This is a genomic window from Kitasatospora sp. NPDC101155, assembly GCF_044768305.1.
Lineage (GTDB): Bacteria > Actinomycetota > Actinomycetes > Streptomycetales > Streptomycetaceae > Kitasatospora.
The window spans coordinates 43274-59424 of sequence record NZ_JBIWPN010000039.1; the positions used below are offsets into that span (position 1 = coordinate 43274).

The 16151-nt window shown below is 73.3% G+C and carries 13 protein-coding genes; 4 read left to right on the top strand and 9 right to left on the bottom strand.

What is annotated here, in order from left to right; all coding sequences use genetic code 11:
• The first annotated feature begins 158 nt into the window (after nt 1–158).
• On the top strand, nt 159–1088 hold the full coding sequence (locus ACIRYZ_RS35850; protein WP_402952420.1) for an aminoglycoside phosphotransferase family protein: 930 nt from the start codon (nt 159–161) through the stop codon (nt 1086–1088).
• A 53-nt stretch (nt 1089–1141) separates the two neighbouring features.
• On the opposite strand, the gene ACIRYZ_RS35855 is transcribed toward ACIRYZ_RS35850, so the two are convergent.
• The 5 genes from ACIRYZ_RS35855 to dxr form a co-directional block, all read right to left on the bottom strand.
• Entirely contained in the window at nt 1142–1699 is a 558-nt protein-coding gene (locus ACIRYZ_RS35855) for a GNAT family N-acetyltransferase (protein WP_402952422.1), read from the bottom strand.
• Nucleotides 1700–1858: 159 nt separating this feature from the next.
• Nucleotides 1859–2752, bottom strand: a complete 894-nt coding sequence (locus ACIRYZ_RS35860; protein ID WP_387621961.1) for a GNAT family N-acetyltransferase — start codon at nt 2750–2752, stop codon at nt 1859–1861.
• Between the two features lie 151 nt (nt 2753–2903).
• Nucleotides 2904–4064, bottom strand: a complete 1161-nt coding sequence (ispG, locus tag ACIRYZ_RS35865; RefSeq protein ID WP_030290407.1) for a flavodoxin-dependent (E)-4-hydroxy-3-methylbut-2-enyl-diphosphate synthase — start codon at nt 4062–4064, stop codon at nt 2904–2906.
• 144 nt (nt 4065–4208) lie between these two features.
• Entirely contained in the window at nt 4209–5513 is a 1305-nt protein-coding gene (locus ACIRYZ_RS35870) for a M50 family metallopeptidase (protein WP_402952423.1), read from the bottom strand.
• Nucleotides 5514–5606: 93 nt separating this feature from the next.
• Entirely contained in the window at nt 5607–6848 is a 1242-nt protein-coding gene (gene dxr / locus ACIRYZ_RS35875) for a 1-deoxy-D-xylulose-5-phosphate reductoisomerase (protein WP_402952425.1), read from the bottom strand.
• Between the two features lie 74 nt (nt 6849–6922).
• On the opposite strand from dxr, the gene ACIRYZ_RS35880 reads away from it, so the two are divergent.
• Nucleotides 6923–7591 (top strand): NAD(P)-binding oxidoreductase, encoded by a 669-nt coding sequence (locus tag ACIRYZ_RS35880; RefSeq protein ID WP_402952427.1) that lies wholly within the window; start codon nt 6923–6925, stop codon nt 7589–7591.
• A 93-nt stretch (nt 7592–7684) separates the two neighbouring features.
• On the opposite strand, the gene ACIRYZ_RS35885 is transcribed toward ACIRYZ_RS35880, so the two are convergent.
• The 3 genes from ACIRYZ_RS35885 to ACIRYZ_RS35895 form a co-directional block, all read right to left on the bottom strand.
• Nucleotides 7685–9127 (bottom strand): aldehyde dehydrogenase family protein, encoded by a 1443-nt coding sequence (locus tag ACIRYZ_RS35885; RefSeq protein WP_393038364.1) that lies wholly within the window; start codon nt 9125–9127, stop codon nt 7685–7687.
• 154 nt (nt 9128–9281) lie between these two features.
• Nucleotides 9282–10847 carry a PucR family transcriptional regulator gene (locus tag ACIRYZ_RS35890; RefSeq protein WP_402952429.1) on the bottom strand — a complete coding sequence of 522 codons (1566 nt, stop codon included), beginning with the start codon at nt 10845–10847 and terminating at the stop codon, nt 9282–9284.
• Between the two features lie 209 nt (nt 10848–11056).
• Nucleotides 11057–13120: an ATP-binding protein gene (locus tag ACIRYZ_RS35895; protein ID WP_402952431.1), complete on the bottom strand. Its 2064-nt coding sequence runs from the start codon at nt 13118–13120 to the stop codon at nt 11057–11059.
• Between the two features lie 241 nt (nt 13121–13361).
• Between ACIRYZ_RS35895 and gabT the strand changes: the two genes are divergently transcribed.
• Complete coding sequence (gene gabT / locus ACIRYZ_RS35900; protein WP_402952433.1) at nt 13362–14717, top strand: 4-aminobutyrate--2-oxoglutarate transaminase; 1356 nt, start codon at nt 13362–13364, stop codon at nt 14715–14717.
• A 481-nt stretch (nt 14718–15198) separates the two neighbouring features.
• Complete coding sequence (locus ACIRYZ_RS35905) at nt 15199–15837, top strand: phosphatase PAP2 family protein (protein ID WP_402952434.1); 639 nt, start codon at nt 15199–15201, stop codon at nt 15835–15837.
• Here ACIRYZ_RS35905 and ACIRYZ_RS35910 read toward each other — a convergent pair.
• On the bottom strand, nt 15810–16142 hold the full coding sequence (locus tag ACIRYZ_RS35910; protein ID WP_387621986.1) for a DUF2218 domain-containing protein: 333 nt from the start codon (nt 16140–16142) through the stop codon (nt 15810–15812). The two genes, ACIRYZ_RS35905 and ACIRYZ_RS35910, sit on opposite strands and share 28 nt — an antisense overlap.
• Nucleotides 16143–16151 lie beyond the last annotated feature (9 nt).

Below are 16151 nucleotides of genomic sequence, written 5' to 3' on the forward strand. Positions count from 1 at the left end.
ATCTCGGAGCCGCCCCCGGCCACCCACCCTCCCGAAAGCCACCCCCACACAAACACCCCCCGCACAGAGACACCCCCACGCCACTGACCTGCGATTTCACCCCCATCCCCGACAATGGACAAGCCACCCCAGGCAGCGCACCAACCGGAAGGCCAGGCATGTCGGGAAACACACCGCACATCACCATCCCCACCTGGCTGACCAACAGCGTCACCGCGACCCAAGGCGAGGAAGGCCGCCAGTGGCTGGCCACCCTCCCCACGAGGACAGCCGCCCACCTGGCCCGCTGGAACCTCACCCCCGAACGCACCCTGGACCCCGGCGGCAGCCTCAGCCTGATCACCTACGTCCACCGCGACGACCTCTCCCCCGCCGTCCTGAAGACCGGCCTGGTCACCCCCGAGACCGCCCACGAGCACACCGCCCTCACCCACTGGGCCGGCCGGGGCGCCGTCCTCCTCCTCGACGCCGACCCCGCCGAGGGCGTCCTCCTCCTGGAGCGTCTCCACGGCGAGATCCCACTGCGCTCACTCGCCGAGCCCAAGGCCATGCTGGAGGCGACCAGCCTGCTCCACCGCCTCTGGGCTGAGCTCCCCGACGGGCCGTCCCCCTACCCCACCCTCACCAACCGGGTCGCCGACACCGCCGCCCGCCTCACCCGGCACCGCGACCACCCCGCGGCCACCGCGGCGCAGCCCCTGATCACCGAGGCCCTGGCGACGGCCGAGTCCCTGGCCGCCTCCGCCACCGAGACCTTCCTCCTCCACGGCGACTTCCACCACGGCAACGTCCTGGCCGCCGACCGCGCCCCCTGGCTGGCCATCGACCCCCGCCCGCTGGCCGGCGAGCGCGCCTACGACCTGGCCCGCCTCGTCCTGGACCGCGCCGACACCCTGCTCGGCTCCCCCGGCGCCCCCGCCGCCGTCCGCCGTCGGCTCCACCAACTCGCCGACGCCCTCGACGTCGACCAGGACCGCCTCCGCGGCTGGACCCTCTTCCGCTCCGTCGACCTGGCCCTGCGCGCGCTCACCGCCGGCCGCCACGAAGACGCCGAGCTCTACCTGGAGTTCGCCGGGCACCTCTCATAAAAGGACCCCCGAGCAGAAAGACCCCCGAGCCAACCCACCCCCCCAACCCCGAGCTAACCCCGCCCGCCCCCGAGCCCCCGCAACGGCAACCGCGCCCCCATGACCGCGTACAACCGGTCCGTCGCCGGAAACCGCACCGCCCGGGCCAAGTCCTGGTACCCCAACGCCCGGTACAGCCGCCGCGCCGGCGTCTCCGCGTCGATCGCCGACAGGATGCTCCGGTCCAGCCCCGACCCCTCGCACAGCATCCGGATCAGCCGGCTCCCGACCCCCTGCCCCTGGAACTCCGGCAGCACGTGCAGTTCGGTGACCGCGAACACCCCGTCCAGCCAGTCCCCGTAGCCGCGAGCGGTCAGGTACGGCTCGATGACCGTGCTCCACCAGTGCTCCCGCTGGTTCGGCATCCCGTACCCGAACCCGACCAGCCGCCCCCCGCTCATCGCCCCGAACGCGATCACCCCGGGCTGCTGAGCGTGCCGCCCCACGATGTGCAGCCGTACCGCGACCTCCTCCGGCGTGAGCCCGAACGCCACCGCCTGGACCTCCAGCGCCTGCGGCGCCCAGGCCGCAAGGTCGATGGCCTCGATCGTCACCCCGGTCAGCTGATCCATGCTCCGGACGTTACTACCAGCGGCCCTGTGGCGCGGCCGAAGATCAGAACCCAACACCCCGGGAACCGCACGACGACAAACGCCCGCCGCTCCCGACCACGACGCCCGCCGAACCCCGACAGCGGCACTCCCCGGAACGGAGCGCTCGGAACAGCACGCTCAGAAGAGAACGCTCATGAACGCCCCGACCTCCCGGAACCCCACCCGCCGATACGCCGCCCGCGCCCGCAGGTTGAAGTCGTTGACGTACAGCGAGACCACCGGCGCCACCTCTCGCAGCGCGACGTCCAGCACCGCCGCCATCCCGGTCTCGGACAGCCCCTGCCCCCGGTACTCCGGCGCCACCCAGACCCCCTGGATCTGGCAGGCCCCCTCCGTCACCGCCCCGACCTCGGCCTTGAACACCACCTGTCCGTCGTCCGCGAACCGCGCGAACGACCGCCCGGTGGAGACGAGTTCGGCCACCCGGGCCTGGTAGAGGAGCCCCCCGTCCCCCGCCAGCGGCGACACCCCCACCTCCTCGGTGAACATCGCCACGCAGGCGGGCATCAACGCCTCGACCTCGTTGCGCCGCACCCTCCGAACCAGCGGATCCGGCGCGATCTCCGCCGACGGCGAGGAGGTCGCCAACAGCGGCTGGTGGCCCCGGACTTCACGGGCCGGCCCCCAACTGCGCTCGAGCAGCGCCCAGAAGGCGGCGGTCGACTCGGCCGGCCCCACGATCGAGGAGCAGCGCCGCCCCTGCCGCCTGGCCCGCTCGGCGAAGGCCGCGACGGCCACCGGTCCGGCGTTGACCAGGACGAGGTTCGCCCCCGCGTAGCAGAGGGCGTCCAGTACGCCGCCCCCGTCGTACCACCCCCACAGCTCCCCACCGAGCCGCCACGGGTCCAGCCCGACGGCCTCGACCCGGGTGGCGACGAAGGCGTTGGCGACCGGGTCGCGGTGGAGGATCTCCAGGGCGTCCGCGAGATCCGGGGGTTCCAGCACGCGGGTGGTGGCCAGGGCCCGGGCGGCCTGGAAGGAGCTGGGGAGAATCACACCTCGATCGAGCATCGAGACAGCACCTCACTGAGACGACTCTGGCCGCACCCTACTCCGTGGCCCCACCCGGCTACGGCCGCGGGGCCGTCCGCGAACGGACGGCCCCGCTTCCGGAAAACTGCGCTGCGGTCGCGTTCGGACCGGAAACACCCGATCCGAACGGTCACTCCGCGGCGACGACGGTCGGCGAACCGGCCTCGACGCCCTCCTCCTGCATCTGCTCGGCGAGCTTGAGCGCCTCCTCGATCAGGGTCTCGACGATCTTCGACTCGGGCACGGTCTTGATCACCTGCCCCTTGACGAAGATCTGCCCCTTGCCGTTGCCGGAGGCGACCCCGAGGTCGGCCTCGCGGGCCTCGCCCGGGCCGTTCACGACGCAGCCCATGACGGCGACGCGCAGCGGCACCTCCATGCCCTCCAGCCCGGCGGTGACCTCCTCGGCGAGCTTGTAGACGTCGACCTGGGCGCGGCCGCAGGACGGGCAGGAGACGATCTCCAGCCCGCGCTGGCGCAGCCCGAGGGACTCCAGGATCTGGTTGCCGACCTTGATCTCCTCGGCCGGCGGGGCCGAGAGCGAGACCCGGATGGTGTCGCCGATGCCCTCGGCGAGCAGCGCGCCGAAGGCGACCGCGGACTTGATGGTGCCCTGGAAGGCCGGCCCGGCCTCGGTCACGCCGAGGTGCAGGGGGTAGTCGCAGGCGGCCGCGAGCTGCCGGTAGGCCTGGATCATCACGACCGGGTCGTTGTGCTTGACCGAGATCTTGATGTCGCGGAAGTCGTGCTCCTCGAACAGCGAGCACTCCCACAGCGCGGACTCGACCAGCGCCTCCGGGGTGGCCTTGCCGTACTTCTCCAGCAGCCGCTTGTCGAGCGAGCCGGCGTTGACGCCGATCCGGATCGGCACCCCGGCGTCCTTGGCGGCCTTGGCAATCTCGCCGACCTTGTCGTCGAAGGCCTTGATGTTGCCCGGGTTGACGCGCACGGCCGCGCAGCCGGCGTCGATCGCCGCGAAGACGTACTTCGGCTGGAAGTGGATGTCAGCGATGACGGGGATCTGCGACTTCTTGGCGATGATCGGCAGCGCGTCGGCGTCGTCCTGGGAGGGGACGGCGACCCGGACGATCTGGCAGCCGGACGCGGTCAGCTGGGCGATCTGCTGCAGCGTGGCGTTGATGTCCGAGGTGACGGTGGTGGTCATTGACTGCACCGAGACGGGGGCGTCACCGCCGACCGGCACGTTGCCGACCATGATCTGCCGGGAGTAGCGGCGCTTGGCCAGCGGCTTGAGCGGCAGGGACGGAATACCGAGCGAGATCGCGGTCATGTGCGCAGGGTTCCCCGGGGTTGAGGTGTGGTCGACCGCCCGGCCGCTGGGACGGCCGAGGCCGGGCGCGCGGACGATCGCGCACCCGGCCTCCACGGTACGGCACGGTCCGGGCGCCCAGCACACCCGCCGTACCCGAACGCCCTAGCTGATCTTCACAGGGTTCACCAGGTCGGCGACCATCACCAGCAGAGTGAAACCGATGAAGACGCTGGCCACGACGTATGCCACCGGCATCAGCCTGGCGACGTCGAAGGGGCCCGGATCGGGCCGCCGGAACAGCTGTGCGATCCGGCGGCGGACGGCCTCCCAGGCCGCGCCGGCGATGTGGCCGCCGTCCAACGGGAGCAGCGGCAGCATGTTGAACAGGAAGAGCGACAGGTTGATGCCGGCCAGCAGGTTCACGAAGAAGGCGACCCGCTGGGTGCCCGGGATGTCCAGCGAGAACACCTCGCCGCTGACCCGGGCGGCGCCGACCATGCCGATCGGCGAGTCCGGGTCGCGCGGGGCGTCGCCGACGACCGCGTTCCACAGCCCGGGGATCTTGCCGGGCAGGGCGACCAGCGACTTGACCCCGCTCTCGGCCATGGTGGACATCCGGTCGACGGACTGGCCGAAGCCCAGCTGGACCACCCCACTCGCCGGGGTGAATCCGAGGAACCCGGCCTGGACGGTCTGGCCCTTGAGCGGGACGCCGTTGCCGTCGTACTTCTGGACGTCGTTGACCGCGATGGTCGGGTTCAGGGTCAGCTGCGCGTCGCCGCGCTGGACCAGAACCGGCACGGTCTTGCCGGCCGACCGGCGGATGTCCGCCTGGAGCTGGTCGTAGGTGTGGATCCGGTCCCCGTCGAAGGAGAGGATCTTGTCCCCCGCCTTCAGGCCGGCCTGGGCCGCCGGGGTCGGCGGGGCACCCGCCGGGCAGCTGTCGGTGGGCTGGCCCGCCTTGACCACGCACTGGGCGACGGTGCTGACCGTCGGCACGTTCATCGAGACGCCGAAGCCCATCATGACGGTCAGGAACAGCCCGAACGCCAGGATCAGGTTCATGAACGGCCCGGCGAACATGACGATGATCCGCTTCCAGGGCTTACGGGTGTAGAACAGCCGGTGCTCGTCACCCTCCTGGAGCTCCTCGTAGGAGGCCTCACGGGCGTCCTCGATCATGGTCCGCCAGGGCGAGCTGCTGCGCTTGGTGATCCGGCCGTCCTCGCCCGGCGGGAACATCCCGATCATCCGGATGTACCCGCCGAACGGGATCGCCTTGATGCCGTACTCGGTCTCGCCCTTCCAGCGGGACCAGAGGGTCGGGCCGAAGCCGACCATGTACTGCGGCACCCGGATGCCGAACAGCTTGGCCGTGGAGAGGTGGCCGAGCTCGTGCCAGGCGATCGAGATGAGCAGCCCGATCACGAAGACCAGGATGCCGACCACCGTCAAAACCGTTGCCACCGCTGGCCCTCCGTCATGCCGCTCCGCTCATCGTCTCGTCGTACCGCGTTCCGCGACGCGACGGGGGTACCGCCGACGCCGCGGGCCGGTCCGTCAGCCCGCCGCCAGCTCGCGGGCCCGGGCGCGCGCCCAGTCCTCCGCGTGCAGGACGTCCTCGACCGTCAGGGAAGTTCCCGCCGCCGACCCACCGTCGCGCTGTCCGTGCTCGGCCACGACCTTGGCAACAGTGTCCACGATTCCCGTGAAAGCGAGGCGACCCTTCAGGAAAGCCTCCACGCACTCCTCGTTCGCCGCGTTGAACACCGCCGGCGCCGTACCGCCCAGCGTGCCCACCTCGCGCGCCAGCTCGACCGCCGGGAAGGCCTCGTTGTCCAAGGGGAAGAACTCCCAGGTCGCAGCCTTGGTCCAGTCGCAGGCCGGAGCGGCGTCCGGCACCCGGTCCGGCCAGCCGATCCCCAGCGCGATCGGCATCCGCATGTCCGGCGGGCTCGCCTGCGCCAGGATCGAGCCGTCGGTGAATTCCACCATCGAGTGCACCACTGACTGCGGATGGACCACAACGTCGATCCGGTCGAACGGCACGTCGTACAGCAGGTGCGCCTCGATCACCTCCAGGCCCTTGTTGACCAGGGTCGCCGAGTTGATCGTGACGACCGGGCCCATCGCCCAGGTCGGGTGCGCCAGCGCGTCCTGCGGGGTCACCCCGGCCAGCTGCTCCCGGGTCCGGGTCCGGAACGGGCCGCCGCTCGCCGTCACCACCAGCTTGCGGACCTCCGCCCGGGTGCCGCCGGCCAGCGCCTGGAACAGCGCCGCGTGCTCGGAGTCCACCGGCACGATCTGGCCCGGCTTCGCCACCGCCTTCACCAGCGGGCCGCCCACGATCAGCGACTCCTTGTTCGCCAGCACCAGCACCCGGCCGGCCTTCAGCGCGGCCAGCGTCGGCCGCAGACCGATCGAACCGGTGATGCCGTTCAGCACCGAGTGGCACTCCATCCCGGCCAGCTCGGTCGCCGCGTCCGGGCCCGCCAGCACGGTCGGCAGCGGCCGACCCGCCGCCTTCGCGGCCAGCGCCTCGCGCAGCGCCGGCTCGGCCGCCGGATCGGCCACCGCCACCGTGTGCACGCCCAGCCGCAGCGCCTGCTCGGCGAGCAGCTCCACCCGGCCGCCGGCCGCCGACAGGGCGACCACCCGGAAGCGGTCCGGGTTGCGGAGCACCACGTCGATGGCCTGGGTGCCGATCGAACCGGTGGAACCGAGGATCACCAGCTCCCTGGGGCCGGAGGGGTCCGCCACGGTGGGCGTGAAACGCAGCTGCGGGTGGGCGAGCGAAGTCATGCGCCCATTGTGTCCTGTTCGCGACCTTCCCGGACGACAGGACGGCCGACGACCCTCGCACTACCGTCGGAGCCATGCGTACCGTCATCGCCGGGGGCCACGGACAGATCGCGCTGAAGCTGGAACGGCTGCTCGCCGACCGCGGTGACCGCCCGGCCGGGATCATCCGCCGCCCCGAACAGGCCCAGGACCTCGTCGACGCCGGCGCCGAGCCGCTGCTGCTCGACCTGGAGTCCGCCACCGCCCCGCAGCTGGCCGCCCTGCTCGCCGACACCGACGCGGTGGTCTTCGCCGCCGGCGCCGGCCCGGGCAGCGGCGCCGCCCGCAAGAACACCGTCGACCGCGACGCGGCCGTCCTGCTCGCCGACGCCGCCGAGCTCGCCGGCGTCCGGAGATACCTGATGGTCTCCTCGATGGGCGCCGACGCGGCCGCCCACCACCCCGCCGACGCGGTCTTCGAGACGTACCTGCGGGCCAAGGGCGCCGCCGACGACGCCGTCCGCGCCCGCACCGCGCTCGACTGGACGGTACTGCGCCCCGGGCGGCTCACCGACGGCCCCGGCACCGGCCTGGTCCGGCTCGCCCCCTCGGTCGGCCGCGGCGCCGTCGACCGGGCCGACGTGGCCGCCGTCCTGGCCGCGCTGCTGCGCGAGCCCGGCACCGCCGGGCAGACCCTGGAGCTGGTCGCCGGGGACGCCACCGTCGCCGAGGCCGTCGCCGCCGCGGCCGGACACGATGGCTGAACACGACGGCTGAACACGACGCGGGGCCCGGTCCGCGAACGGACCGGGCCCCGCGTCAGGCGGCCTCCGTCAGTCGGCCGCTGTCCGTCAGCCTCAGAGGTCGAGGCCGGTCAGGACCATGACCTTCTCGACGGTGTAGTCGTCCATCGCGTACTTGACGCCCTCGCGGCCGACGCCGGAGTCCTTGACGCCGCCGTACGGCATCTGGTCGGCGCGGTAGGACGGCGCGTCGCCGATGATCACGCCGCCGACCTCCAGCTCCCGGTGGGCGCGGAAGGCGGTCTGCAGGTCGTGCGTGAACACGCCCGCCTGCAGGCCGAACGGCGAGTCGTTGACGGCCGCGAAGGCCTCGGCCACGCCGTCCACCTTGTGCAGCGACAGCACCGGGCCGAACACCTCGGCCTTGGCCAGGATCGCGTCGGCAGGCAGCTCGGCCAGCACGGTCGGGGCGTAGGTCGCGCCCTCGCGGGTGCCGCCGGTGAGCACCTTGGCGCCCTTGGCGACCGCGTCGTCCACCCAGGACTCCACCCGCTTGGCGGCGTTCTCGTCGACCAGCGGGCCGACGTCCGTCGCGTCGTCGTTCGGGTCACCGGTGACCTGGGCCTTGACCTTGGCCACGACCTTCTCCAGCAGCGCGTCGTACACCGACGCGTCGGCGATCACCCGCTGCACCGAGATGCAGGACTGGCCGCCCTGGTAGTTGGCGAACATCGCGATCCGGGTGGCGGCCCAGTCCAGGTCGGCCTCCGAGGACCAGTCGGCGAGCACCACGGCCGCGGCGTTGCCGCCCAGCTCCAGGGTGGTGTGCTTGCGCGGCACCGAGTCCATGATCTGGTAGCCGACCTTGTCCGAACCGGTGAAGGAGATCACCGGCAGGCGCCGGTCCTGCACCAGGGCCGGCATCCGGTCGTTCGGCACGGTCAGGATCGACCAGGAGCCGGCCGGCAGGTCGGTCTCGGCCAGGATCTCGCCCAGCACCATCGCCGACAGCGGGGTCGCCGGGGCCGGCTTGAGGATGATCGGGGCGCCGACCGCGATCGCCGGCGCGACCTTGTGGGCGACCAGGTTCAGCGGGAAGTTGAACGGGGCGATCCCCAGCACCACGCCGCGCGGGAAACGGCGCACCATCGCGAAGCGGCCCACACCGCCCGGGTCGGTGTCCAGCCGCATCGTCTCGCCGTTGGTGCGGCGCGCCTCCTCGGCGGCCCAGCGGAAGACCGACACCGCGCGGCCGACCTCGCCGCGGGCCCACTTGATCGGCTTGCCGTTCTCGGCGGTGATCAGCTGGGCGAGTTCCTCGGTGCGCTCGGTCAGCCGCTTGGCCACGTGGTCCAGGGCGGCGGCCCGCTGGTGCGCCGGGGTGGCGGCGAACACCGGCAGCGCGGCGACGGCGGCGTCCAGCGCCTCCTCGACCTGCGCCTCGGTCGGGATGCTGACCTTGCCGACCAGACGGCCGTCCCAGCTGTTGTGCACCTCGAAGTCGGCGTCACCGCTCGCCCGGCGGCCGGCGAGCCAGAAATCGTACGTGGCGGTCACCGTGGTACCGGCCCTCTCCTCGTCGTCGTACGGCCCACGGGCGTGGGACCCGAACCCAAAGGTAGGTGCGAGGGCAAGCCGACCGGATTGGCCGACTAGGAGCGTTCGACTCCGGGGCCACTCCACCGCGTCCAGGCGTGTGCTCTGTTCCGGTCTATTCCTCGCCGGAGCGCAGTGCCAGCCACAGCTCCATCCGCACGTCGGTGTCGTCCAGCGAGCGGCCCAGCAACTCCTCGACCCGGCGCATCCGGTAGCGCAGCGTGTGCCGGTGCACCCCGAGGTCGGCCGCCGCCGCGTCCCACTGACCGTGCCTCGACAGCCACGCCCGCAGCGAGGCCACCAGGTCACCACGGGCCGTCCGGTCGTGCTCGCGCAGCGGCCGCAGCAGCCCCTCCGCGAACGCCGTCACCGCGTCCTCGCCGAGCAGCGGCAGCAGCGAACCCGCGCCGACCTCCTCGTGGTCCACCGACCGGCGCCCACCGCGCAACGCCACCGCCAGCGCCCGCTCCGCCTGTGCGTGCGCCGTACCGGCGTCCTCCAGCGCGGCCGGCGCCGAGACGCCCAGCGACAGGCCCTCGTGCTCCTCCACCACGCCCAGGCAGGCCCGGTGCACCGCGCCGTTGTCCAGCGCCAGCACCATCAGCCGCGGCCCGTGCGCACCGTCCTCCCGCGCCACCAGCAGCTTCTCGCCCACCCGGGAACCCGCCTGCTCGGCCCGGTCGCCCAGCTCCGCGAGCGCCTCCGACGCGTCCGCGTTCGGCCCGGCCCCGGCCACCAGGACCCGTATCGTCCCCTCCGGCATGCCGCCGAACAGCCCCGCCGCGACCTGACGGGCCGTCGCCACCTCACCCGCCAGCACCATCCGCAGCAGCGCCGCGCCCATCCGCTCCTCGGCCTGCCGCAGCTCGCGCGAACGCTCCAGGGTGAGGGTCAGCAGCGCCACCGCCGCGTTCAGCACGTACCGCTCGGTCGGCGTGATCCGGTCCTCGGTCCCGACCGCCAGGAAACCCCGGGCCCGCCGGTCCGCCCCCAACGACTGGACCACCACGTAGTCCTCGTCCGCCGTGTCTATCCCCGGCGCACGCCCCTGCAGCGCCGCACTCGACGGCGCCGGCCGCCGACGCAGCCGGTCCACCTCCGCCGCCAAGCGCCCCGCCCGGCGCGCCGCCCAGTCCGGAGCCACCACCGACAGCGCGCCCGACCCGTCGTACAGCGCCGCCCAGCCCCCCAGCCGCGCCGCCAGCCGACGCACCACGGCCGTCGTCCCGTCCTTGCCCAGCGCTGCCCGGGTCAGCTCCTCCTGCGCCTCGAAGCTGGTCGTCACCGCCTCGTACTGCTCCGCGGCCAGCGCCGCCGACACCACCTTGCTGATCGCGATGAACGGCGTCGGCTCCGGCACCCGCAGCAGCGGCAGCCCCCGCTGCGCCGCCGCGTCCACCAGCGGTTGCGGCACCTCGGTGTGCGACAGCCCCACCCCCAGACCCAGCCCGACCACCCCGGCATCGGCCAGCCGGTGCACGTACGCCTGCAGCTGCGCCGCCGTACGGCCCAGCTTGATACCGGTGGTGAGCAGCAGCTCGCCACCCTCCAGGAACGGGGTCGGGTCGTCCAGCTCGCTGGTGTGCACCCAGCGGACCGGCCGCTCCAGGTGGTCCGCGCCGGCGAGCACCGTCAGATGGAGCGAACTGTTGCGGACGACGGAGGCGAGTGTGGGGGGCATGGCACCTTCGAGGGATCGACCTGACCGCGCCATTGCGGCCGGGCGAGGAGAGGGACGTGGGACTGGTGAGGGTCTCTCCCCTTCATTATGGACGCCCCGGACAACCGGCACTGCCGAATCCACCTCGAAGGCGACTTACGGCCCGGCCTCTCCACGACCCCCGTCCCACCCCCGTCCCGCCGCTGTCCCACCCCCGCCTCGGCCCCGCCTCAGCCCCGCAGATCCACCAGCAGCGGCGGCACCTGCTCCCCAGACACCGCCGTCAACGACACCACGGCGTGCCCCGCCGGCAACGCGTGCGCCAGATCCGACGGCGACCACCGCAACCGCTCCACATCCCGGGTCGTCACCGACTCGGTCTGCGCCGTCGTACCCGACAGCGCCTTCCGCCCGAGCCGGCCGGCCCGCCTTATCACCCCGCCGGAGGTGTCGGGGGTGTGGGTCACCGCGGTCTCCTGCACCAGGTGCGTCCCCCAGGCCTCCGAGAACAGCCGCCCGTCCCAGGGCGCGATCCCCGGGAAGGCCATCCGGCAGCCGACCGCGCCGAACAGCGGCGCCCGCAGCGCCTCCGGCAGGTCCACCAGCGTCCGCAGCAGCAGCACCGCGCCCGCGTTCGCGCCGCGCATCCGCTGCAGGCCGCGCACGGAACCGGCGTCCAGGGCTGCGGAGGCGTCGTCCACCACCAGCCCGGCGAACAGCGAGCGGTCCTCGCGGGCGCCCGCCGCCTGCACGAACTGACCCACCACCAGCCGGGACAGCATCCGGGCGGCCTCCGGGTGGCTGCGCTCGGGCAGCTTCACCCGCACCCGCAGCGGGTGGTCCAGCACCCGCATCGCGAACGGGGGGCGGCCGGTCCCGTCGGTCGCGAAGGCGCCCTCGAAGGCGGGCCGGTCCAGCAGCGCCAGCCGGTCCGCCAGCAAGGCCCCGGGATCGTCCGCCCGGCCGCGCTGGCGCTCCCGGTGCTCCAGGTCCCGCTCGTACACGGCCAGCCGGCCCGCCGCGCCGAGTCCCTTCACCAGCGCCGCCAGCGCGTCCGGCTCACCGCTGAGCAGCGCCCGCAGCTCGCGCACCCCCGGGTAGCGGCCGTACGCGGCGTGGAAGGGGCCGACCACCTGCTGCAGCGCCGTCCGGGCGTTCTCGGCGCGGGCGGTCAGCTCGTCCGGCAGCAGCGCCTCGGCCAGCCGGGCGGCGGCCTCGTCCGGGTCCTGCGCCGCGCCGTACAGGTCCAGCCCGTACACCGAGGCCGGGTCGCCGGGGGCGATCACCACGTCGTACCAGGCGTCCGGGCCGAGGTCGGCGTCCGCCGCCCCCACCACCACCGCGCACGCGGTGCCGGCCAGCGCCTGCAGGCACAGCGCCTCGGCCACCGGCCGGGCCAGCCGCGCGGTCTTCCCCGTCCCGGCCGGGCCGACCGCCAGCAGCGAGGTGCCCAGCACCGCCGGGTCCAGCGCGAAGCCGGCCGCCCGGTGGCTCAGCGGGTTCTTCGGCACGTCCTGGGCGACGCCCAGGCAGACCTGACCGAGCAGCAGATCGTGCCGCCGTGCCCGGCCGGGCAGCTCGCGCGTCTCGGAGGGGTGGGCGAAGGCCGCGGCGCCGCGGGCGGCCACCTGCTCGCTGAACGCGGGCACGAACACCGGGTCCGCCTGCGCGGACTCCCAGGCACGGTGGATCCGCACGAAGTCGACGTCGCCCACCGCCTCGGCGTCCAGCCGCGCCGCCGCCTCGGCCGCCCCGCCCCGGCGCAGCCCGTGCCACGGGTCCTGCCTACGGGCGGCCTCCGCCGCCGCGCCGTCCTCCTCGGCGGGCTCCTCCCGGGTCACCGTCCGGGACAGCAGCGGGGCGGCGTAGCGACGCCACACCTCGGGCCAGCGGCCCATCCGGCCGAAGACCTTGATGACGGCCGCGGCCACCACGACATTCACCGACAACCCGACGAGGGTCACCTGCGTCCCTGTGGGGTGTTCGACCCAGACGGTAATCACGATCAGGCGGAGTACCAACTGAGTGCCGTAGACAAAGGCCAGCCACCCCACCACCACGTTGAGCGCCGCCCGCAGCAGCAGCGGCCAGGTCGGGACCTTGGCGGCCTCGGCGCGCTCCGGGTCGATGCGGCGGTAGCCGAGCCGGTACACGCCGGGTTCGGCTTCGGGGCGCGGGGCGGTGGCCCAGTCGGCGAGGTCGAAGGCGGGCCCGCCGGGCCGTTGGTGGGGCAGGGAAGTCGGGGGTCTGGTGGTGGTGCGCTCGCCGTGGTGGTGTGACCCGTGCTGTGCCATGTACGGCCCCGCTCCCTCGCCCGCCCGGCCCGACCGCCGTCGGTGCCGCCATACCCATGCCGCCGTACCGGCGACACGCCCGCGCTCAGGGTAGTGGAGCGGGACCTGCGGGTAGTCGTGCCACCGGCGCTGGCCGTGCCGGACAAGTCGGATGGCGCAGTGCTACCGAGTGGCGCATGCCCGGTCGGGGAGGGCGGCCGTAGCCTGCGAAGCACCGAGCCGAGAAGTCTGGAGATACCCCATGAGCGCCGTAACGCCGCTCCCGCAGGAGCGCCGCCTGGTCACCGCGATCCCGGGCCCGAAGTCGCAGGAGCTGCAGGCCCGCAAGCTGGGTGCGGTGGCGGCCGGCGTCGGCACCACCCTGCCGGTGTACGTCACCCGTGCCAACGGCGGCGTGCTGGAGGACGTGGACGGCAACTCGCTGATCGACTTCGGCTCCGGCATCGCCGTGACCAACGTCGGCAACAGCGCCGAGGCCGTGGTGGCCAAGGCGAGCGAGCAGCTGGCCGCCTTCACCCACACCTGCTTCATGGTGACCCCGTACGAGGGTTACGTGGCCGTCGCCGAGCAGCTGAACGAGCTGACCCCGGGTGACCACGAGAAGCGCACGGCGCTGTTCAACTCGGGCGCCGAGGCGGTCGAGAACGCGGTGAAGATCGCCCGCGCCTACACCAAGCGCACCGCCGTCGTGGTGTTCGACCACGGCTACCACGGCCGCACCAACCTGACCATGGGCCTGACGGCGAAGAACATGCCGTACAAGCAGGGCTTCGGTCCGTTCGCCCCGGAGATCTACCGGGTGCCGGTGGCCTACCCGTACCGCTGGCTGACCGGCGCGGAGAACTGCGCCGCCGAGGCCGCCGCGCAGGCGATCGACATCATCAACAAGCAGATCGGCGCGGAGAACGTCGCGGCGATCATCATCGAGCCGATCCAGGGCGAGGGCGGCTTCATCGAGCCGGCCAAGGGCTTCCTGCCGGCCATCGTGGAGTACGCGAAGGCGAACGGCATCGTGTTCGTCGCCGACGAGATCCAGACCGGCTTCTGCCGCACCGGCCAGTGGTTCGCGTGTGACGACGAGGGCATCGTCCCGGACCTGATCACCACCGCCAAGGGCATCGCCGGCGGTCTGCCGCTGGCCGCGGTGACCGGCCGCGCCGAGATCATGGACGCCGCGCACGCGGGCGGCCTGGGCGGCACCTACGGCGGCAACCCGGTGGCCTGCGCCGCCGCGCTGGGCGCCATCGAGACCATGAAGGAGCAGGACCTCGTCGGCAAGGCGCAGCGGATCGGTGAGGTCATGCTGGGCCGCCTGCGCTCGATGCAGGAGAAGTTCGACATCATCGGGGACGTCCGCGGCCGCGGCGCGATGATCGCCGTCGAGCTGGTGAAGCCGGGCGGCAAGGAGCCGAACGCGGAGGCCACCGCGGCCATCGCCAAGGCCTGCCACGCCGAGGGCCTGGTCGTGCTGACCGCCGGCACCTACGGCAACGTGCTGCGTTTCCTGCCGCCGCTGGTCATGCCGGAGCACCTGCTGAACGAGGGTCTGGACATCATCGAGGGCGCGTTCGCGCTCCAGGGTGTCACCGCCGCCTGATCCAGGCGCCACCTACCCGCCGGAGGGATGTCCGGACAGCGCTGAACGGCCCGTGGGGACCTCTGGTCCGCACGGGCCGTTCGGTTCGTACGGGCCCGGTGCGGCGGTCGGTCATGATCGACGGGACGGCCCGGAGGTTGCCCGGGGCAGGGTGAAGATGATGTGCGGAATCGCTGAAGGCGCTCGGCGTGGAAGGGCGGTTGACGTAGTGTCATCGCAGATGGACAGCGAGCCTCAGCCATTGGCGGAGCCGCCCGCGGAGCCACCCCCAGGGGCGGGTCCGCGTGGGCGCCGCGAGGACAACCAGGCCGCCCCGCGAGGGTCGGCGCATACCGAAGGCCGATCGACCGACCGTCCGACCCACACCCCCCGGGGCGCACGGAACGGCGATCATCAGAGCCGCCCCGGAGCTCTCCCCCCTGCTCCGGGGCGGCTGTCCGCTGCCCTGGGCCGGGCCGCCCGTTCGACGGCGGTGCCGGTGGTGGCGGCGGTCGTGCTGCTGGTGGTGTCCTGGCAGGTGGCGGCGGACGGGCCGCTGCTCGGGTTGGACCGCTCGGTCCGCCGGGCGGCGCGGGCGGCCCACCCGAACGCCCTGCTCGACCCCCTCGGCCATCTGCTGTCGGACCTGGGCAGCGCCGTGCCCGCCGTCCCGGTGCTGCTGGCGGCCGGGGCACTGGCCGCCTGGTGGTGGCGCCGTGCGGGGGCGGTGCGCTGGTGGCTGCCGCTGCCGGTGGCGGTGCTGACCTCGGGGCTGATCCCGCTGCTGGTGGTCCCGGCGAAGGCGGCCTTCGCCCGGCCGGGCCCGCTCGGGGATGCGCTGACGCCGGGACAGTGGGGCTGGTACCCGTCCGGGCACACCGCGACCGCGACGTTCTCGTACGGGGTGGCGGCGCTGCTGCTGGCCCGGGTCGCGGGGCCGCGGACGGCCCGGGGGCTGACGGCGGGTGCGGTGCTGCTCGCGCTCGGGGTGGGCGCGGGGCTGGTGTGGAGCGACTTCCACTGGACGCTGGACGTGGTGGCCAGCTGGTGCCTGGCGGCCCTGGTGCTGTGGGCGCTCGACCGGTGGCTGCCCCGGCCGGGTGCCCGAAGGCCTCAGGCCTCGGGCTCCTCGTTGCGGTGAACGAGGCCGGCCTCGCCGTTGTCGCGGTGCCACTCGACGACGAGTTCGTCGCGGGCGCCGAAACGGACGAGGTGGCGGCCGACCACGTCCTCCAGGCCGGGCAGGTTCTCGCGCTCGCCCTCGACGGTCAGCAGCAGGGCGTCCGGTTGGGCCTCCAGGGTGGCGGTGCCGGCGGCGAAGACCAGGGTGCCGCGGCCGGTCTCCGGGGAGAAGGACGTCTCGATCTTGCGGCTCATGTGGGCGGCGAGTTGCTTGGCGTAGCGGGCGGGACGGTCGGTGGCGACGCGCGCGGTGGAAACGGGCATGGGTCCTCC